This is a genomic window from Erythrobacter sp. HKB08, from assembly GCF_004114695.1.
GTDB lineage: Bacteria > Pseudomonadota > Alphaproteobacteria > Sphingomonadales > Sphingomonadaceae > Parerythrobacter_A.
Window position 1 is genome coordinate 2,246,930 of sequence record NZ_CP035310.1, and the last position, 19,036, is coordinate 2,265,965.

Here is a 19,036-nt window from a genome sequence, read left to right on the forward strand (position 1 = left end):
ACTGAATTCCGATCAGGAGAGGCTAAATAATGTCCATTCTCGTAAACAAAGACACCAAGGTCATCACCCAGGGGATGACCGGTAACACCGGCACCTTCCACACCCAGCAGGCGCTCGATTACGGGACGCAGATGGTTGCTGGTGTGACGCCGGGCAAAGGCGGCACCGACCACATCGGCATTCCGCAGTTCAACACCGTGCGTGAAGCCAAGGCCGAAACCGGCGCGACCGCATCGTGCATCTACGTGCCGCCGCCCTTCGCGGCCGATGCGATCCTCGAAGCGATCGATGCCGAGATGGAACTGATCGTCACCATCACCGAAGGCATCCCGGTGCTCGACATGGTGCGCGTGAAGCGCGCGCTGCAGGGTTCCAAGTCGCGCCTGATTGGTCCGAACTGCCCGGGCGTCCTGACGCCGGGCGAGTGCAAGATCGGCATCATGCCGGGCTCGATCTTCAAGAAAGGCAGCGTCGGCGTCGTCTCGCGTTCGGGCACGCTGACTTATGAAGCCGTCCACCAGACGACCATGGTCGGCCTCGGCCAGACCACCGCGGTCGGCATCGGCGGCGACCCGGTCAACGGCACCAACTTCATCGACGTGCTCGACATGTTCCTCGACGACGACGACACCAAGTCGATCATCATGATCGGCGAGATCGGCGGCAGCGCGGAAGAAGAAGCGGCCGAGTTCATCAAGCAGGAAGCAGCCAAGGGCCGCAAGAAGCCGATGGTCGGTTTCATCGCCGGTCGCACGGCGCCTCCGGGCCGCCGCATGGGTCACGCAGGGGCGATCGTCTCCGGCGGCCAGGGCGGCGCGGAAGACAAGATCGCGGCGATGGAAGCGGCGGGCATCCGCGTTTCCCCGAGCCCGAGCGAACTCGGCACGACCCTCGACGCACTGTTGAAGGAACTCGCCTGACCGATAACCGGCGCTGAGCGCATCTCCTCCCCGGGAGCGCAAAGCCGGTTCGGTCATTGGTTCCAAGAGGTGACCTGACCATGGGCAACGAAAACCAGACCTTCCTCCCCGAGCTTTCCGACCAGGAAGGCCCGCAGCCCGGACCCAGTTGGGGCAACCCGGGCTGGCTCGCCACGGTATCGGACAGCGATGCCGACCTGACCCAGGCTCTCGACCCGACGCAGATGAAGCTCGCGGTCGCTGCTGCTGCGGCCAAGGCCGGCAAGCCGACCGACCCCAAGGCGATCGAGGAAGCCGCTGGCGATTCCATCCGCGCGATGCTGCTCGTGCGGCTCTACCGCGTGCGCGGTCACCTCGCGGCCAATCTCGACCCGCTCGGCCTCGCCCATCGCGACGAGCCGGAAGACCTCTCGCTCGAGTGGCACGGCTTTGCCGGCCAGGAAGACAAGGAAGTCTATGTCGGCGGCGTGTTCGGCTTCGAATGGGTCAAGGTGCGCGACCTATATGCGGCACTGCGCGCGACCTATTGCGGCAATGTCGGCCTCGAATACATGCATATCGCCGATACCGAGGAACGGCGCTTCCTGCAGGATAAGTTCGAGAGCCCGGAAGACACGATCCAGTTCACCGACGAAGGCAAGAAGGCGATCCTCCAGGCGGTAATCCGCGGCGAGGAATACGAGAACTTCCTCGGCAAGAAATACGTCGGCACCAAGCGCTTCGGCCTCGATGGCGGCGAATCCATGATCCCCGCGCTCGAAGCGGTCATCAAGTATGGCGGCGCGCTCGGCGTGCGCGAGATCATCTACGGCATGGCCCACCGCGGCCGCCTCAACGTCCTCGCGAACGTGATGGGCAAGCCGTACAAGGTCATCTTCCACGAATTCTCCGGCGGCAGCGCCAATCCGGAAGACGTGGGCGGCTCCGGCGACGTGAAATATCACCTCGGCACCAGCACCGACCGCGAGTTCGACGGTATCGAGGTTCACATGAGCCTCGTCCCCAACCCCTCGCACCTCGAGGCGGTCGATCCGGTCGTGCTCGGCAAGGCGCGCGCGCAGCAGGCTATCCGCGACGATCTCGACGCGCATGAGCAGGTGCTGCCCGTGCTGATCCACGGCGACGCGGCCTTCGCCGGCCAGGGCGTCGTGTGGGAAAGCATCAGCCTTACCGGCATCAACGGCTACAACACCGGCGGCTGCATCCACTTCATCATCAACAACCAGATCGGCTTCACCACCGCGCCGAAGTTCTCGCGCGGCTCGCCCTATCCGTCCGACATCGCGAAGGGCGTCCAGGCGCCGATCCTGCACGTCAATGGCGACGATCCGGAGGCAGTGACCTTCGCCTGCAAGCTGGCCGTCGAATACCGCCAGACCTTCAAGCGCGACATCGTGATCGACATGTGGTGCTATCGCCGCTTCGGCCACAACGAGGGCGACGAGCCCAAGTTCACCCAGCCGCTGATGTACGACGCGATCCGCAGCCACAAGAAGGTCAGCTTCCTCTATGCCGACAAGCTGATCGAGGAAGGCGTGATCGAAAAAGGCACCGCGCCCCAGCTGCGCGATGAATTCTCCGATCACCTGCAGGAAGAATTCGACGCGGCGAAGAGCTACAAGGCCAACCAGGCAGACTGGTTCGGCGGTCGCTGGGCAGGCCTCAACAAGCCGGCCGACCCGGAAAGCGCGCGCCGCAACGTCGAGACTGCGATCGAGAAGAAGCTGTTCGACAGCCTCGGCCGCACGCTGACGACGGTTCCCGACGACCTGACCATCCACAAGACGCTGGGCCGCGTGATCGACGCCAAGCGCGAGATGTTCTCGAGCGGCGAAGGCTTCGACTGGGCAACCGCCGAAGCGCTCGCATTCGGCAGCCTCGTGACCGAAGGTTACGGCGTGCGCCTGTCGGGGCAGGATTCGGGCCGCGGCACTTTCAGCCAGCGCCATGCCGTCTGGACCGACCAGAAGGACGAGCGCAAATACATCCCGCTCTGCCAGCTGCCGCACGGCAAGTTCGAAGTCTACGACAGCCCGCTGTCCGAATACGGCGTGCTCGGCTTCGAATACGGTTTCGCCATGGCGGACCCGAAGACGCTGGTCCTGTGGGAAGCGCAGTTCGGCGACTTCGCAAATGGCGCGCAGATCATGATCGACCAGTTCATCGCGTCCGGCGAGGCCAAGTGGCTGCGCGCCAACGGCCTCGTGATGCTCCTGCCGCATGGCTACGAAGGCCAGGGTCCGGAGCACTCCTCCGCCCGTCTCGAGCGCTTCCTGCAGCTGTGCGCGAACGACAATATCCAGGTCTGCAACATCACCACGCCGGCGAACTACTTCCACGTGCTTCGCCGCCAGATGCTGCGCCCGTTCCGCAAGCCGCTGGTCATCATGACGCCCAAGTCGCTGCTGCGTCACCCGCTGGCGAAGAGCAGCGCGGAGGAATTCCAGGGCGAGCATCACTTCATGCGGATCAAGTCCGACCTGACCGAGATCGCGGACAAGAAGGTCCGCCGCCTCGTGCTGTGTTCGGGCAAGGTCGCCTACGACCTGATGCAGAAGCGCGACGAGGAAGGGCTCGAGGACGTTTCGATCGTCCGCATCGAGCAGCTCTACCCCTTCCCGGGCGACCCGCTGGCGGTGCGCCTGAAGCGCATGACCAATCTCGAAAGCGTCGTCTGGTGCCAGGAAGAGCCGAAGAACAACGGCTCGTGGTTCTTCGTCGAAAGCAAGATCGAGGAAGCCCTCACCGAGGCCGGACATGCCGGCATGCGACCGAGCTATGCCGGCCGCGAAGTCGCCGCATCGCCCGCCACGGGCTATGCCAAGCGGCACGAGGAACAGCAGCGCTCGCTCGTCTCGATGGCGCTCGGACTGAACGACGGCGGCAAAGCCGCCCGCAACGCAAAAGCCAAGAAGAAGGCCTGAGGAACACGCATTATGGCCACGGAAATCAAAGTCCCCACGCTCGGTGAATCGGTCGCCGAAGGCACGATCGGCGAATGGCTCAAGCAGCCCGGCGACGCGGTTGCGGTCGATGAACCGATCGCGAGCCTCGAAACCGACAAGGTCGCGGTCGAAGTCCCCTCCCCCGTCGCTGGCGTGATCCAGGAGCTCAAGGCCGAAGTCGGCGACACGGTCGAAGTCGGCGCGGTGATCGCCATCGTCGAGGAAGGCGCAACCGGCGCCGCCAAGGGCGAGGAGGCTGGCCGTAAGGAACAGCAGGCCGACAAGGGCGAAGAGAAGCGCGAGGAGGCCCCCGCTGCCGGCGGCGATGCCTCGCAGACGCTCAGCCCCGCGGTGCGCCGTGCGGTGCTCGAACACGGCGTCGATCCGACGACCATCAAGGGCACCGGCAAAGACGGCCGCCTGACCAAGGAAGACGTGATCGCTGCGGCCAAGGCGAAGGGTGACAGCCCTGCCCCGTCGACCAGCGCTCCGGCCCCGGCCCCCGCAGCTGCCGCTACCGGTGAACGCCGCGAGGAACGCGTCAAGATGACGCGCATGCGCCAGACGATCGCCAAGCGCCTCAAGGGTGCGCAGGAGAACGCTGCGCTGCTGACCACCTTCAACGACGTCGACATGACGGCGGTGATCGAGGCCCGCACCAAGTACAAGGACCTGTTCGCCAAGAAGCACGACATCCGTCTCGGCTTCATGGGCTTCTTCGCCAAGGCCGCCTGCCTTGCGCTGAAGGACGTGCCGGCAGTCAACGCCTATATCGAGGGCGACGAGATCGTTTATCACGACTACGTCGACATCTCGGTCGCGGTCTCGGCGCCTAACGGCCTCGTCGTGCCCGTCATCCGCGACGCGCAGGACAAGGGCTTCGCGCAGATCGAGAAGGATATCGCCGACTTCGGCAAGCGCGCCAAGGAAGGCACGCTGACGATGGAAGACATGAAGGGCGGAACCTTCACCATTTCCAACGGCGGCGTGTTCGGTTCGCTCATGTCGACCCCGATCATCAACCCGCCGCAGAGCGCCGTTCTCGGTCTCCACCGGATCGAGGATCGCCCCGTCGCGATCAACGGCCAGGTCGAAATCCGCCCGATGATGTACATCGCGCTGAGCTACGACCACCGCCTGATCGACGGCCGCGAGGCGGTTACCGCACTGAAAATCATCAAGGAAGCGATCGAAGATCCGACCCGGATGCTGATCGATTTGTAACTCACTCGCGCCCTCCGTCATTCCCGCGAAGGCGGGAATCCAGCTTCGGAGGGTGCAAACTGGATCCCCGCCTTCGCGGGGATGACGAGAGAAGAGAAATGGCTGAATACGACTACGACGTCCTCGTCATTGGCGCTGGCCCGGGTGGCTATGTCGCCGCGATCCGCGCTGCGCAGCTGGGCCTGAAGACCGCCTGCGCGGAAAGCCGCGATACGCTTGGCGGGACCTGCCTCAACGTCGGCTGCATCCCCTCGAAGGCCATGCTGCACGCGTCGGAATTCTACGATGCGGCTGCGAACGGCGCGATGGAAGAGATGGGCATCGAGGTGAAGCCGAAGCTCAACCTCGACAAAATGCACGCCCAGCGCCTCGACGCTGTCGGCGGCCTGACCAAGGGCATCGAGTTCCTGTTCAAGAAGAACAAGGTCGACTGGAAGAAGGGCCATGCCACCTTCCAGGATGCGCACACGGTCAAGGTCGGCGACGAGACGGTTACCGCGAAGAACGTCATCATCGCGACCGGTTCGTCCGTGACCCCGCTCCCGGGTGTCGAAGTCGACAACGACAAGGGCGTGGTGGTCGATTCCACCGGTGCGCTCGAACTGCCCAAGGTGCCGAAGAAGATGGTCGTCATCGGCGGCGGCGTGATCGGGCTGGAGCTCGGCTCGGTCTGGCGTCGTCTCGGCGCGGAAGTGGTCGTGGTCGAGTTCCTCGACAAGCTGCTGCCGGGCATGGATGACGACGTGCGCAAGGAAGCGGCCAAGATCTTCAAGAAGCAGGGCATGGAACTGCGTCTCTCGACCAAGGTCACCGGCGTCGAGGTCAAGGGCAAGAAGGCCACGCTCACGCTCGAACCGTCTGCGGGCGGCGACAGCGAAACGCTCGAAGCGGACTGTGTGCTCGTCTCGATCGGCCGCAAGCCGAACACCGACGGGCTGGGCCTTGAGAACATCGGCCTCGAAACCAACCAGCGCGGGCAGATCGAAACCGATCACGACTTCCGCACCAAGGTCGACGGCGTGTGGGCCATCGGCGATGTCGTCCCGGGTCCGATGCTGGCGCACAAGGCCGAGGACGAAGGTATCGCCTGTGCGGAGAATATCGCGGGCCAGACCGGCATCGTGAACCACGACATCATTCCGGGCGTCGTCTACACCCTCCCCGAATTCGCCGGCGTCGGTCTGACCGAGGCCGAAGCGATCGAGAAGATGGGCGACAAGGCCAGGATCAAGGTCGGCAAGTTCCCGATGATGGCCAACAGCCGCGCCAAGACCAACCACGAGCCGGACGGCTTCGTGAAGATCATCGCCGAGGCCGAGAGCGACCGCGTGCTGGGTGTGTGGGCAATTGCCAACGTCGCCGGCACGATGATCGCCCAGGCTGCACAAGCAATGGAATTCGGCGCAACGAGCGAAGACATCGCCTACACCTGCCACGCCCACCCGACGCATTCCGAAGCGATCAAGGAAGCGGCGATGGCGGTCCAGGGCAAGCCGATCCACATCTGATGACGAGCGCGCTGCGGCAGTCGCTGTCCGGCAAGACGGCGGCGCTGCTCGCGCTTGGCATCCCTGTCCTCGCAGGGATCGCCTATCTCGCCGCGTTCGGCGCTCCGCAAGCCTACTGGATGACCAACGCGGCTGCGCTTGCGGGCGCGATGCTCCTGGTGCTCGTCGGCCTCCCCCGCCTTTCGATGCGGGGCGCACGCGTGGCAATGACGGCGCTCATAGCGGCGATAGTCCTCCCGCTTCTCATCGGCCCGGAAGTATCGGGCGTAACCCGCTGGATTTCGGTGGGTCCGGTGACGCTTCACACGGGCAGCCTGTTCATCCCCGCTCTTGCCGTCCTCGCATCGCGCGATGGCGACTATGCCGCCGCCTGGCTCGGTCTCGCGGTGGTCGTGACCCTTCGGCAGCCCGATGCGGCGAGCGTGTTCGCTCTCACCGGCGCGGCGGTCGGCATCTACATGGCACGAGGGGACTGGAAGGTCGGGCTGGTCGTCGTCGCAGGCTTTTTCGCCGGCATCCTTGCGGCACTACGCGGCGAGCTCCCAGCCCAGCCGTTCGTCGAGCGCGTTCTGGTCGATCTGGTGAGCGCGATGCCGGCATTGGCCCTCGGCCTGTTGCTCGCACTGGTGGCGGGCTTCTACCTCATGTCGCACGGGCTTGCGCGCCCGAAGCACGAGCGCTTCGCCCTCGCTGGAACGCTCTTCGGCTTCTCGCTCATGGCCATCCTGTCGAACTATCCCAGCGTGCTGATTGGCTATGGCGCATCGCCGATCCTCGGCTATGGATTGGCGCTGAGCCTGCGCCCGGGAGAATGACATGAGCCTGCGCCCCTTCCATCTCGCCTTCCCCGTCCATGACCTCGAAGCCGCGCGCCGGTTCTGGGGCGAGACCATGGGTTGCCCGGAAGGCCGCTCGTCGGACGAATGGATCGATTTCGATTTCTACGGCCACCAGATCGTCGCCCATCTTTCGGTCGAAACCGGCGACCGTGCGAGCAATGCAGTCGACGGTCATGACGTGCCGGTCCCGCATTTCGGCATCGTGCTGACCATGGACGACTGGAAGGAGCTAGCCGAGCGGCTGACGAAGGCCGGGACGAAATTCCAGATCGAACCCTGCATCCGCTTCGAAGGGCAGCCGGGCGAACAAGCGACGATGTTCTTCCGCGATCCTAGCGGCAATGCGATCGAGATGAAGGCGATGGCGAACCCGGAGAACCTCTTCGCCCGGTAACACCTTGTTCTTGCAACGCTGCATTCAGGGTGTATTATTGATGTAAATCACCGTGGAGGCAGCATGAAATTCACCCCCCGACACATCGCCCTGGCAATTGCGCCCGTCTCGCTGCTCGCGATCGCCCTGCCCGCTGCGGCGCAGGACACTGCGCGCATGGACGAGGTCATCGCTGCGGAAGTCGATACGAATGCGTTCATGGGCACGGTGCTCGTTGCGCAGGGCGACGGCATCGTGCTGCAGAGAGCCTACGGCGATGCCAACATCGAATGGGATATCGACAACACGGTCGACACGAAATTCCGCATCGGGTCGGTGACCAAGCAGTTCACCGCCGTCGCGATCCTGATGCTCGCCGAAGAAGGCAAGATCGACCTCGATGCGGCAGTGAAGAGCTATTGGCCCGGCAGCCCGGAAAGCTGGGATGCGATCACGGTGCGTCACCTGCTCCAGCACACTTCCGGCATTCCCAACGTCACCAGCTTCGACGACTTCCGTTCCGAGATCAAATACCTGCCCAAGACGCGCGAGGAGATGATCGAACGCTTTGCGGGAGAGCCGCTGGAGTTCGCACCGGGCGAGAAATTCGCCTATTCGAATTCCGGCTACCTGGTGCTCACTGCGCTGGTCGAGGAAGCGAGCGGCGAGAGTTACGAAAGCTTCCTGCGCTCGCGCATCCTCAACCCGCTCGGCATGGCGAATACCGGGATCGATACGAGCGCGGCGATCCTGCCCAAGCGTGCCTCGGGCTATTCCCCGGCCGAGAACGGCGTGGTCAATGCCGATTACGTCTACATGGGCATCCCGCGCGGCGCAGGCGCGATGTATTCGACCACCGGCGATTTGCTCAAATGGCAGCGCGGGTTGTTCGGCGGCAAGCTGCTCAAGCCGGAATCGCTCGAGCAATATCTCACCCCGCCCGATATCGAGGCTTTCAACGGCGGCAAATACGCCCTTGGCGTGGTCGAACAGCCGGGTGATGAAGGCACCTATTATTGGCACAGCGGCGGGATCGAGGGTTTCAATGCATGGCTCGGCCACGACCGGGAACGGGATATCACCGTGGCGGTGCTGGCGAACCTCAATGGCGGTGCGGCGACCAAGCTCGGCCATTCGCTGATGACGCTCACCCAGGGCGGCGAAGTTCAGCTGGCGAACGAGCGTGTGGCCGTCGCGACCGAGCCCGACGAGCTGGGCGAATATCTCGGCACCTACGCTCTCGCCCCGACGTTCAAGATCACCATCACGCAGGACGAGAACGGCCTCGTCGCGCAGGCGACCAACCAGCCCGCTTTCCCGCTGTTCAAGGAAAGCGAGGACATGTTCTTCCTCAAGGTCGTCGATGCGAAGGTTCGTTTCGACCGCGATGAGGATGGAGCGATCACCGGGCTAACACTGTTCCAGAACGGCGCCGAAATGCCCGGCGCGCGCGAATAACGCAGCCGATTGCGCCCCCTCCCCTCGCGTCCTAGACAGGTGCGCAAGGGGAGAGGACCATGACGTTTCCGAAGCTGACCGACGAGCCGACCGCGCTCGGAATCGCCGCGCAAGTCCGTAGCGGCGCGCTTTCGCCGCTCGAGGCGGTGGATGCCGCTATCGCCCGGATCGAGGCGCTGGATGGCCCGATCAACGCAGTCGTCGTGCGCGACTTCGACCGTGCGCGCGACCGGGCGAAGGCGATGGTCGGGCTCGACATCATGGACAGCCAGCCGCTCTTCGGCGTGCCGATGACGATCAAGGAAAGCTTCGACATCGCCGGCCTGCCGACCTGCTGGGGTCACCTGCAATACAAGGACAATATCGCCACCCGCGATTCCAAGGTCGTGCGACAGCTCAAGGAAGCCGGGGCCGTGATCCTCGGCAAGACGAATGTCCCGCCCGATCTTGCCGACTGGCAATCGACCAACCCGGTCTATGGCCGCACGGTCAATCCGCACGACCATTCGCGCAGCCCCGGCGGCTCGTCGGGCGGTTCGGCTGCGGCGGTTTCCTCAGGAATGAGCGCGTGCGAGTTCGGGACCGACATCGGCGGCTCGGTTCGCGTACCCGCGCATTTCTGCGGCGTGTGGGGTCACAAGTCGAGTTGGGGACTGGTCAGCAAGCACGGCCACGACCACCCGGCGATGGCAGGCCGCGATGCGCATGACGGCGTCCTCTCGATCGCCGGGCCGCTTGCGCGCAGCGGAGCCGATATCGACGTACTGATGCGCTTGACGGCGACGATCCCCATTCGCAGCACCGACAAGCCGCTGAAGGAATGTCGCTTCCTCGTCGTAATGGACCAGCCGGTCTGCCCGGTCGACGGCGCTGTGCGCGGACCGATCGAGGCGGCGATCGAGGCGATGGAAGCGGCAGGATTGCGCGTCGACCGCAGCAGCGACCTGCTGCCCGACCTCGGCGCGCAGCATGGCCATTACCTGCGGATGCTCAATATCGCGATGGCGCGCGGCATGCCCGGCCCCGACGGTCGGCGTGCCACCGCGACCGACTGGTTCGACCTGCTCGACGCGCAGGCGCGCAACGAAGGCGCTTGGGAGAACCTGTTCGCGACCTACGATTTCGTCCTGTGCCCGCCGGCGCCGGTCCTCGCCGTGCCGCATCACGACGGACAGATCTTCCAGAGCGAGATCGAGATCGACGGGAAGATGGTCCGCGCCGCTGACGGCCTCGCCTATGCCGGAATCGCGACTTTCCCGAACCTGCCGAGCACCGTGCTTCCCGTAGGCGGAACAGGCGGGCTGCCATGCGGCATGCAGGTGATCGGGCCGCGCTGGAGCGATCTGGACTGCATAAGTGCCGCGCGGGGAATTGCCGAGATACTGGGCCACGGCTAAGCGGCGCGCCATGGCACGACAGAAATTCATGCAGCGCTTCGCCAAGTGGCACATCTGGCTGGGCTGGCTGGTCGGCGTTCCGATCCTGATGTGGACGCTCACCGGCCTGTTCATGGTCGCAAAACCGATCGAGGAAGTGCGCGGCAATCACTTGCGCATCGAGCAGCCTGCACAGCCGCTAGCCCTGCCGGGCGGGGCGTCGCCCGCCAATGGCCCGGTCAAGGAAATGCGCGCCTTCATGCAGCGCGGGCAGGCGATCAGCGAAGTCACCATGATGGACGGCAGCGTGCGCCGCTTCGACCTCGCCAGCGGTGAGGCGATCGAGCCGCTCGATGCGATCGGTGCGCGCGAAGTGGCGGCAAGCGCCATCAAGGGCGGCGACAAGGTTGAAAGCGTGACCTTCTTCGAAGCCGATGCTGTTCCCTTCGACTTCCGCCGTCCGATGCCGGTGTGGCAGGTCGCACTCGAGGACGGGACGCATGTTTACATCGGGCGCGACAGCGGGGAGATCGAGGCGGTCCGCACCCGCTGGTGGCGCGGCTTCGATTTCATGTGGGGCCTGCACATCATGGACCTGCAGACGCGCGAGGATACCTCGCACCCGATCCTGATCATCTTCGCGATCCTCGGCGTCATCGGCTCGCTGCTCGGCTGCATCCTAATGTTCCGTCGGCGCAAGGCACGCGTCAAAGTCAATGGATGAGATAATTCCCACCCCGGTCCTCGACGCGCTCGATGTGCTGGGCGTCGCGGTCTTCGCGCTGTCGGGAGCCTTGCTCGCGGCGAAGGAGCGGCAGACTTTCGTGACCATGGCGTTCTTCGCGCTGGTCACGGGTGTCGGAGGCGGCACGATCCGCGACCTGCTGATCGATGCGCCGGTTTTCTGGATCAGCGACCCGTGGATCGCGGCCGTTTGCCTCGCGACGGCACTGATCGCCTGGTTCACGCCGACGCGCTGGTGGGAAGGTCGCTTGCTCGACTATTCGGATGGCCTCGGCCTGACGGCCTATGCCGTGCTCGGGAGCGCCAAGGCCTTGAGCTATGGCGTGCCGCCGGTTCCGGCGATCCTGATGGGCATCATCACGGGCTGTGTGGGCGGCATCATCCGCGATGTGGTTGCCGGTCGCCCATCGATCATCATGCGGCCCGAGCTCTACGTCACGGCAGCCGCGCTTTCCGCGACGCTGAATGTGCTGGGCAGCTTCCTGCCGCTGCAGGACTGGCTGGTATGGACGATCGCGACGGCGGCAGGACTGGTCCTGCGCAGCGCCGCGATCCGGTTCAACCTCGCGCTCCCTTCCTATCGCGAGGGGCGCAAAGGGCTGGAAATCGAAGAGGTTGCGGTCCTTACCGAAGAGGAACTCGAGACGGGTCAGCCGTCGAAATCTTCGTCCTCGTCATAATCGCCGTCGATCGGGCCGCCGGGATAGGACGGCAGGTTCTCGCCCTGCTCGTCGGCATTGCGGCGGGCGTCGCGGTAACGCGAATCGTCCCACTGGCGGTCGCTCGCCTGGCGATCTTCCGCATCGTAGGAAGCACCTCGGCCCGAGAAGGTCAGTTCGGAGATCCGGCCGTCGTTCCCAATGCGGCAGAAGAAGCCGTCGCCATTATATACGCGCCCGGTGACCATCCAGCCTTCGCCGTCGCGGCTGACGTTGTCGACCGTGTCGACCCGCACGTCGCGCTCGATCTCGGCGAGGCACATGTCGACCGCACGGTCGATGCCTTCGCCGCCGTTCGAATAGCGCGAGCCGCGATTGCGGTCATAGTCGCGATAGCGGTAATCCTCGCGCACGCGCTCGCGGCGCTCGTTGTTCTTGGAAGCCGCGCTGGCAATGGCAGCGATGCCGCCGATGATCAGGACGCCGGCAAGCACGTCGCCCGCGTCGACGCGGTTGCGACGATAGCGGCGGTAACGATGGCGCTCGGCAATTTCGCCGTCGCCATCCCATTGCGCGACATTGGTGTCCGCATAACCCGTGTGGCCCGTCGGCATCGGAATGTCGGCTGCGGCGACCGGCATCGCGGCCATGGAGAAGATCGCGGCGAAAGCGGCAGCGGATGCGGGTTTGGTAAAGCGGGTCATGGTTGGTCCCCTTGATCGAGAAGCGACGCACTGCCGCCATATTGCGCATAAAACTAGGCGGCCCAGGCTGTCGTCAGCCTGAACCGCCCAGCGTGACTATCTGTCGGTGTCAGCGATCACCGCAGGCCGCGGATACCGCTGTAGTCGATGTCGACGACACGGCCGCGTTCGATCTCGCAAGTGAACTTGCCCCGATCGTAGCCCCGGCGGTCGTAACCGCGACGGTCGTAGCGATCATAGCGATCGTACCTGTCGTAGCGATTGTAGCGATCACCATAGCGGGAGTAGCCGCGCTGGCCGTCGACAACGAGCCGGCCCTTCACTTCCCAGCCACGACGCTCGCGATCGACATCGCGGATTTGCGTCACATCGGCGAAGCGGTAGCCGGCACGGCGCGCATCGCGCTCGACGGCGTTGACGCAGCGCTCGATCGCGGCGCGCGGATTGCCACGCACACGGTAGTCGCGGTCGTAGTAGCGGCCATCGCGGTAGCGGTACCGGTCGCGGTCGTTGCTCGCAGCGGAGGCCACTGCTGCGATGCCGCCGATGATCAGCGCGCCGGCGATAATGTCGCCAGCGTCGATGCCACGGTCGCGGTGGCGATCGTTGGCGAATGCGGGGGTGGCGGAAGCCATCGCCATCGCACCTGCGGCGACGGTTCCGATTGTGCCTTTCAACAGGGCTTTGGACATGGTCTTCATGGGACGTTCCTCGTTCCGGATCGAAGCCGTGTGCCTCGATTTCGAATGCCGGTCTAAAGGAACGCCCCTGATGTCACCCTGAATTACGGTTACAGGCGATGTTCAGGAAACCGATCAATTTCCTGAACGCGCGGATTATTCCTCGTCCGACAGGTCCAGGCCGGTGAAATAGGCCAGGAATGCGCCCACATCGGCCGCTTCCTCGATCGCCTTGTCGGTCGGCTTGCCCGAGCCGTGGCCGGCACGTGTTTCGATACGGATGATCTGCGGCTTGTCGCCTAGCTCGGCCGCCTGCAGCGCTGCGGTGTATTTGAAACTATGACCCGGAACCACGCGGTCGTCGGTGTCGGCGGTCGTCACCAGCACTGCCGGATAATCCTCACCGTCACGCACGTTGTGATAGGGCGAGTAGGTCAGCAGGTAGTTGAAGTCCGCTTCCTTCGACGGATAGCCGTAATCGTCGACCCAGTAACGGCCCGCGGTGAAGCGGTCGAAGCGCAGCATGTCCATCACGCCGACTGCAGGGTGTGCCGCATCGACGAGATCGGGTCGCTGGTTAACCACCGCACCGACGAGCAGACCGCCATTCGAGCCGCCTTCGATCGCAAGGCCATTCGGCGTCGTGTAGCCGTTCGCCTTGAGGAACTCGCCCGCTGCGATGAAGTCGTCGAACACGTTCTGCTTGTTCATCAGGCGGCCGCCGTCGTGCCAGTCCTTGCCGTATTCGCCGCCGCCACGGATGTTCGCGACGACATAGGCGCCGCCCGCATCGAGCCATGCGATGCGGCTCGGCGAGAAGCCCGGCGTGAGCGAGATGTTGAAGCCGCCATAGCCGTAGAGCAGCGTCGGAACCGCCTTGCCCTCTGCCGCGATATCCGCGCGGCGCACGAGGAACATCGGCACCTTGGTGCCATCCTTGGAGGTGTAGAACAGCTGCTCGACGGTGTAGTCGTCGGGGTTCATCGCGACATCGGGCTGGGCCCAGACCTCGCTCTCCCCGCTATCCATGTCGTAGCGGTAGATCGTGGTCGGGCGGTTGTAGCTCGAGAAGTAGTAGAAGGTTTCGCTCTTATCGAGCTCGCCGCCGAAGCCGCCCGCACTGCCTATACCGGGAAGCGCAACGTCGCGCTGCAGCGTTCCGTCGAGGCCGTGAATGCGGATGAGGCTCTTCGCGTCCTTGAGGTAGCTGGCGACCAGCTTGCCGCCAACCAGCGAGACGCCCTGCAGCGTCTCTTCCATTTCCGGAATGATCGTGACCGCTTCCGGGTCATCCTGCGCGAGGTCGAACATCACCAGCTTCTCGCGCGGGGCGCCGTCATTGGTGACGAAATAGAAATTGTCGCCGTCATTGCCGACGTAGGAATAATTGTGATCGAACCCGGGGATGAGCGTGCGCTTCTCGCCCGTTTCGCGGCTGACCAGCGTAACCTCGTAGCGGTCGTCCGTGCCGCTCGAGCTGGTCACCAGGACATAGCGTCCGTCGTCGGTCACATTGGCAAAGTGGTTGAGATCGGGGCGATCCGGCGTCGCGTAAACCAGTTCGTCTTCGCTCTGGTCGAGGCCGAGGCGGTGGAAATAGACCTGGTGGTTGGTGTTGAGCGCCTGGAAGGTCTCGCCCTCGCCCGTTTCAGGGAAGCGGCTGTAGTAGAAACCCGAACCGTCCTTCGCCCAGCTCAAGCCGGAGAACTTCACCCACTCGACCTCGTCGGCAAGTATGTCGCCGGTCGCGACGTCCATGACGCGCACGGTGCGCCAGTCGCTGCCGCCGTCCTGGATCGAATAGAGCAGCTTGCTGCCGTCCTCGGTCGGGACCCAGCCCGACAGGGCGGTCGCGCCGTCCTTGGCCCATTCGTTGGGATCGATCAGCATGCGCGGTTCGCCGTCGAGGCCTTCGCGCACATAGAGCACCGACTGGTTCTGCAAGCCGTCGTTGCGGCTGTAGAAATAGCGCCCGCCTTTCTCTGTCGGTATGCCGAAGCGTTCGTAGTCGTAGAGTTCCTTGATGCGCGCTTCGTAGGCTTCGCGGCCCGGCAGTTCGGACAGGAAGCTATCGGTCAGCTCGTTCTGGCGCGCCACCCACGCGGCGACCTCTTCGCTGTTGCGCACGTCCTCTTCCAGCCAGCGGAACGGGTCGGCGACTTCCTGTCCGAAGATGGTTTCGACCGTGCCGTCGGCGCGGGTTTCGGGATAGGTCGGCACGGGCATGTCCTGGGCTGAAATGGGGTTGGCAAAAGCAAGGGCGATGGCAGATGCCGCGAGGGCGGCGGTGCGAAGGCGCATGGGTCTCTCCGGTTGGGTATTCTGGTTGGAAGGGGATGTAAGTAGCTGGCCCGACTTTGCAATCAATCCTCGATTGCCTTGAGCACGGAGCGCGTGAAAGCCTCGATATCGAAGCGTGTGCCGGCGGGATCCTCGCCGCGCCGCACGATGACGATCTTGCGGCTCGGCACGATCACGACATGCTGCCCGCGATTGCCGAGAGCGGCGAACGTGTCGGACGGAATGCCCTCGCTCGCATTGAGCAGCCAGAAGCCCGCACCGTAGCCGAAGCCGCGCCCCTCGGGCTGCGGGCCGCTCGGCGAGGAGACATATTCGACCCAGCCCTCGGGCAGGATACGCGTACCGTCGGGCAGCACGCCGTCGTCGAGATAGAGCTGCCCAAACAGCGCAAGATCGCGCGCGGTGGACCAGACCTGGCTCGAAAGCACATAGCTGCCCTCCCAGTCGGTCTCGGCGACGGTGTGGTTCATGCCGACCTGGTCGAAGAAGGCGCTCGGCGGATGCTGGTCGAAGCTCCAGGCGATTGCCTTCACCGCCATCAGCGTGTCGTTGTTGGCATAGCGATAGACGGTCCCCGGCTTGTGGACGAGCGGCCAGTGAACCGCTGTCTCCTCGACCGAGCTGCCACCGAAGTAAAGCGGGTCGGTCCGGTTGCCCGGCGTGTCAGAATAGCGCCCCGAAGCCATCCGCAGCAGGTGGTCGATACTGATGAGCATGCGCGCATCGCCCGCCTTGGACCATTCGGGCAAGACGGCGTGCGGGAGGCCGTTGCCCATCTTGTTGTCGACCTTGGCCTCGCCGCGATGGACCGCAGCGCCTACCAGCGTCGCCGTGATGCTCTTGGCGACCGACCACGTGCGCTGCGGCGTGTTGCGATTGAAGCCCTCGGCATATCGCTCGGCGGCGATTTCGCCGTCCTGGAGCACCACGACGGCCGTGGTTCGGGGGCCGATGCCTTCCTCCTGCTCGAACGCGGTGGCGACCGTCGCATCGAGCACCGCGCTCGCCTGCGCTTCGGGCCAGGCCATTTCCATGTCCGGTGCCTCTCTCAGCGTCACCACCGGCGGGCCACCTCCGCCGATCGGCATGATCGAGCAGCCGCGCTGGGAATCATGCAGTGCAAGGCGTGGCGGCATGTCCTCGGCCCATTCGACCTTCACGCCGCGGATCTGTGCATCCGGTGCTGGATTACGCATGATCTCGTAAGGCAGTTCGCGCACGATATCGTCGAGCGGCGCCTGGATGCCCGTCAGTTCCCAATCGTGGACGCTCTGCGGTGTCCTCGTCGTGCCCGCCCGCTCGGCATTTGCGATCGCGCTGCATAGGAAAAGCGCCTTGTAGCCTGCCGCGAGCGCGCGGTCGTAGCGGGTGTCGAGTTCGTCCTGCTGGCTCTGGGCCGTGGCAGGCACGGCAATCGGGATCGTGGCGAGAAGCAGCGCGCCGGCTGCGAGGGTCTGACGGATCATGGGGCGGGAGTTATGCAGCCCGCGACAGTGCTGTCAAAGCCTCGCTTGCACCGCCATGCGTTTCGACCTGGCTGTGGACGATACCGAGCCGCGCGAAGTCCGCTTCGAACTCTCTCAGCGAGAGCATTCCCGCACAGACATGCGCGCCCGGCTCCGGCCCCCAGCCATCGCGAAACCGCCGGACGAGAGCGAGCGCCGCGAGGATGGGGACGTTCGGTCCCCGGTTTGCATCGGCACGCAGGTTCCACCGCGCATGGATAGCCCTGCCCTCGCCATCCTCGCCCCTCGCCTCGACCGTCATTGCACCGCGATCGGAGCCAAAGGGGAGGAAGAGCCGCGAGATCGCGAGCATCGGCCTCGCCAGCGGCCTTAGGCTCTTCAGCCAGCCCCAGCGCACCGGCATTGCGCATAGCGCGAGGCCGAGATGGAGGATGCCGAGTTCGAGCCCGGCGAAGAACTCCGCCGACCGGCGCGGCCGGTAGCGCTGGACCAGCAAGTCCTGCTCCGGCGTGTCGCAGACGGCGGCCCAGCGGCGCCCCGGATCGCCGGTATCCTCGCGGTGGACCATGCCCCAGCCCGGCACCTGCTGCCATTCGCCTTCGCGGAAGACGCGGACGGGTTTGCCGACGTATGACAGGATCGCCTCGACGACCGACAGGCCGCGCGGGGCGCGGTTGCCGGGGAAGATGCCGATGCGAATGTCATCGATTGCGCGCCACCCCGCCGTCATCCGGTCGAGTACGGCATGGCTCAGCGCAGGGATGGAGCTCGCGCCCGTGACCAGCGGCACGCCGCAGCGCCGTGCTGCGTCGTCGAACCCGGGAAAGTCGGCGACGAACTGCCGGCCGTCGGCAAGATCGACATAGGGCGTCTTCGAAGCGAGCGCGGCGACGATCACATGCGACTGGCTCGCCTGGAACGGTCCGGCAGCATCGATCACGAGGTCGAAGGGCTCGAGGTCCTCTTGATCGATCGCATTGCGGTCGAGGACAAGGATGGATGGCTTAGGCGACAACTGGCTCGCAACGTCGACAAGCTTGCTCCGCGTGCGCCCGCCGAGCGTGATCTCGACACCCGGCTCGCCGGCCGCGAGCGCCGCAAGCCTGCTGCCGAACACTCCGCTGCCGCCGATGATCAGGACCTTGAGCGCGCTATTCATCGCGAAACTCCGCATGCTGCACGACCAGTGCGCCGAATAGCGGATGGTCGAGCCTGAGGTCGAAAGCAAAGCGCCCCTTGCCGAGATCGCGGTGGACGACTGTCGTGCGGCCCGGCCCCATCCAGTGCGGAATGCGAAGGCGCAGCCTGCCGAGGCGAAGGAAATAGTGGTCGCTGCGGAAGACCAGGCCGCTTTGGTCGGCCTCTACCTTTAACGCCATGCCGAAGCCGCGCCCGAGATATTCCTCGAGCCCCGTCGGTCCACGGAATTGTTTCGCGCTATTGATCGCCTGCGGGAAGGAACCTGCGCGGCTGTAAACCCTCGTCCAGCATTGCCCGCCGCTCTGCGCATGTTCGCTGACGGAGACGACCGCGACCTGTTTTCCGCCACTTTCGAGCGGGAGGGGAGAACCGAACAGGCGCGCTGCCTGCGCCAGCATCCAGCCAAGCCGCGAATGCTTCGTTGAGAGGACTTCGCCCCGGTAGACCGCGATGTCCGAAGGACCAATGCGCTTGGCGAAGCGGGCCTGCACTGCAGCCGGCAGTCTTCGCCACGCGGCTTCGCCGACCAATCGCCTGAACCGCAGGTCCACCGCCTTGCCGCCATGGCCGGGATCCACCCGTTGGAGCGGCGCGGAATTCCGTTCGACTGCTACGCTCATGGCCCGCACTCCCTCTTCG

Annotated in this window: 16 protein-coding genes; 10 read left to right on the forward strand and 6 right to left on the reverse strand. The window is 64.8% G+C overall.

The window, feature by feature from the left end; genetic code table 11:
• Positions 1 to 29 precede the first annotated feature (29 nt).
• The 10 genes from sucD to EO245_RS10860 all read left to right on the forward strand — a co-directional run bounded on the left by sucD (position 30) and on the right by EO245_RS10860 (position 12,067).
• Entirely contained in the window at positions 30 to 920 is an 891-nt protein-coding gene (sucD, locus tag EO245_RS10815) for a succinate--CoA ligase subunit alpha (protein WP_128892937.1), read from the forward strand.
• An 80-nt stretch (positions 921 to 1,000) separates the two neighbouring features.
• Entirely contained in the window at positions 1,001 to 3,844 is a 2,844-nt protein-coding gene (locus EO245_RS10820; protein WP_128892938.1) for a 2-oxoglutarate dehydrogenase E1 component, read from the forward strand.
• A gap of 12 nt (positions 3,845 to 3,856) precedes the next feature.
• Positions 3,857 to 5,089 carry a 2-oxoglutarate dehydrogenase complex dihydrolipoyllysine-residue succinyltransferase gene (gene odhB, locus EO245_RS10825; RefSeq protein WP_128892939.1) on the forward strand — a complete coding sequence of 411 codons (1,233 nt, stop codon included), beginning with the start codon at positions 3,857 to 3,859 and terminating at the stop codon, positions 5,087 to 5,089.
• A gap of 98 nt (positions 5,090 to 5,187) precedes the next feature.
• A complete protein-coding gene (gene lpdA / locus EO245_RS10830) occupies positions 5,188 to 6,597 on the forward strand; it encodes a dihydrolipoyl dehydrogenase (protein ID WP_128892940.1) in 1,410 nt (469 codons plus the stop codon).
• On the forward strand, positions 6,597 to 7,412 hold the full coding sequence (locus EO245_RS10835; RefSeq protein ID WP_128892941.1) for a hypothetical protein: 816 nt from the start codon (positions 6,597 to 6,599) through the stop codon (positions 7,410 to 7,412). The genes lpdA and EO245_RS10835 overlap by 1 nt, the downstream gene beginning before the upstream one ends.
• 1 nt (position 7,413) lies before the next feature.
• Complete coding sequence (locus EO245_RS10840; RefSeq protein WP_128892942.1) at positions 7,414 to 7,830, forward strand: VOC family protein; 417 nt, start codon at positions 7,414 to 7,416, stop codon at positions 7,828 to 7,830.
• A gap of 63 nt (positions 7,831 to 7,893) precedes the next feature.
• Complete coding sequence (locus EO245_RS10845) at positions 7,894 to 9,267, forward strand: serine hydrolase (RefSeq protein ID WP_128892943.1); 1,374 nt, start codon at positions 7,894 to 7,896, stop codon at positions 9,265 to 9,267.
• 59 nt (positions 9,268 to 9,326) lie between these two features.
• Positions 9,327 to 10,664, forward strand: coding sequence for an amidase family protein (locus tag EO245_RS10850; protein WP_128892944.1), 1,338 nt, complete (start codon positions 9,327 to 9,329; stop codon positions 10,662 to 10,664).
• Positions 10,665 to 10,674: 10 nt separating this feature from the next.
• Positions 10,675 to 11,367 (forward strand): PepSY domain-containing protein, encoded by a 693-nt coding sequence (locus EO245_RS10855; RefSeq protein ID WP_128892945.1) that lies wholly within the window; start codon positions 10,675 to 10,677, stop codon positions 11,365 to 11,367.
• A complete protein-coding gene (locus tag EO245_RS10860; protein ID WP_128892946.1) occupies positions 11,360 to 12,067 on the forward strand; it encodes a trimeric intracellular cation channel family protein in 708 nt (235 codons plus the stop codon). The genes EO245_RS10855 and EO245_RS10860 overlap by 8 nt, the downstream gene beginning before the upstream one ends.
• On the opposite strand, the gene EO245_RS13455 is transcribed toward EO245_RS10860, so the two are convergent.
• From EO245_RS13455 to EO245_RS10890, 6 genes are all read right to left on the reverse strand, one after another.
• Positions 12,037 to 12,750, reverse strand: a complete 714-nt coding sequence (locus EO245_RS13455; RefSeq protein WP_199798650.1) for a hypothetical protein — start codon at positions 12,748 to 12,750, stop codon at positions 12,037 to 12,039. The genes EO245_RS10860 and EO245_RS13455 overlap by 31 nt on opposite strands.
• A 116-nt stretch (positions 12,751 to 12,866) precedes the next feature.
• Positions 12,867 to 13,451, reverse strand: a complete 585-nt coding sequence (locus EO245_RS10870) for a hypothetical protein (RefSeq protein WP_128892947.1) — start codon at positions 13,449 to 13,451, stop codon at positions 12,867 to 12,869.
• Between the two features lie 135 nt (positions 13,452 to 13,586).
• Entirely contained in the window at positions 13,587 to 15,731 is a 2,145-nt protein-coding gene (locus EO245_RS10875) for a prolyl oligopeptidase family protein (RefSeq protein ID WP_128892948.1), read from the reverse strand.
• Between the two features lie 62 nt (positions 15,732 to 15,793).
• Positions 15,794 to 17,197: a serine hydrolase gene (locus EO245_RS10880; protein WP_128892949.1), complete on the reverse strand. Its 1,404-nt coding sequence runs from the start codon at positions 17,195 to 17,197 to the stop codon at positions 15,794 to 15,796.
• Positions 17,198 to 17,207: 10 nt separating this feature from the next.
• A complete protein-coding gene (locus EO245_RS10885; RefSeq protein WP_128892950.1) occupies positions 17,208 to 18,371 on the reverse strand; it encodes a saccharopine dehydrogenase family protein in 1,164 nt (387 codons plus the stop codon).
• On the reverse strand, positions 18,349 to 19,017 hold the full coding sequence (locus EO245_RS10890) for a DUF4166 domain-containing protein (protein WP_234026883.1): 669 nt from the start codon (positions 19,015 to 19,017) through the stop codon (positions 18,349 to 18,351). Before EO245_RS10890 ends, EO245_RS10885 begins: the two co-directional genes overlap by 23 nt.
• Positions 19,018 to 19,036 lie beyond the last annotated feature (19 nt).

What these genes read in the sequence shown, in the direction of transcription:
- sucD (WP_128892937.1), top strand. Translation starts at nt 30, where the DNA reads ATGTCCATTCTCGTAAACAAAGACACCAAGGTCATCACCCAGGGGATG.
- EO245_RS10820 (WP_128892938.1), top strand. Translation starts at nt 1,001, where the DNA reads ATGGGCAACGAAAACCAGACCTTCCTCCCCGAGCTTTCCGACCAGGAA.
- odhB (WP_128892939.1), top strand. Translation starts at nt 3,857, where the DNA reads ATGGCCACGGAAATCAAAGTCCCCACGCTCGGTGAATCGGTCGCCGAA.
- lpdA (WP_128892940.1), top strand. Translation starts at nt 5,188, where the DNA reads ATGGCTGAATACGACTACGACGTCCTCGTCATTGGCGCTGGCCCGGGT.
- EO245_RS10835 (WP_128892941.1), top strand. Translation starts at nt 6,597, where the DNA reads ATGACGAGCGCGCTGCGGCAGTCGCTGTCCGGCAAGACGGCGGCGCTG.
- EO245_RS10840 (WP_128892942.1), top strand. Translation starts at nt 7,414, where the DNA reads ATGAGCCTGCGCCCCTTCCATCTCGCCTTCCCCGTCCATGACCTCGAA.
- EO245_RS10845 (WP_128892943.1), top strand. Translation starts at nt 7,894, where the DNA reads ATGAAATTCACCCCCCGACACATCGCCCTGGCAATTGCGCCCGTCTCG.
- EO245_RS10850 (WP_128892944.1), top strand. Translation starts at nt 9,327, where the DNA reads ATGACGTTTCCGAAGCTGACCGACGAGCCGACCGCGCTCGGAATCGCC.
- EO245_RS10855 (WP_128892945.1), top strand. Translation starts at nt 10,675, where the DNA reads ATGGCACGACAGAAATTCATGCAGCGCTTCGCCAAGTGGCACATCTGG.
- EO245_RS10860 (WP_128892946.1), top strand. Translation starts at nt 11,360, where the DNA reads ATGGATGAGATAATTCCCACCCCGGTCCTCGACGCGCTCGATGTGCTG.
- EO245_RS13455 (WP_199798650.1), bottom strand. Translation starts at nt 12,750, where the DNA reads ATGACCCGCTTTACCAAACCCGCATCCGCTGCCGCTTTCGCCGCGATC.
- EO245_RS10870 (WP_128892947.1), bottom strand. Translation starts at nt 13,451, where the DNA reads ATGAAGACCATGTCCAAAGCCCTGTTGAAAGGCACAATCGGAACCGTC.
- EO245_RS10875 (WP_128892948.1), bottom strand. Translation starts at nt 15,731, where the DNA reads ATGCGCCTTCGCACCGCCGCCCTCGCGGCATCTGCCATCGCCCTTGCT.
- EO245_RS10880 (WP_128892949.1), bottom strand. Translation starts at nt 17,197, where the DNA reads ATGATCCGTCAGACCCTCGCAGCCGGCGCGCTGCTTCTCGCCACGATC.
- EO245_RS10885 (WP_128892950.1), bottom strand. Translation starts at nt 18,371, where the DNA reads ATGCGGAGTTTCGCGATGAATAGCGCGCTCAAGGTCCTGATCATCGGC.
- EO245_RS10890 (WP_234026883.1), bottom strand. Translation starts at nt 19,017, where the DNA reads ATGAGCGTAGCAGTCGAACGGAATTCCGCGCCGCTCCAACGGGTGGAT.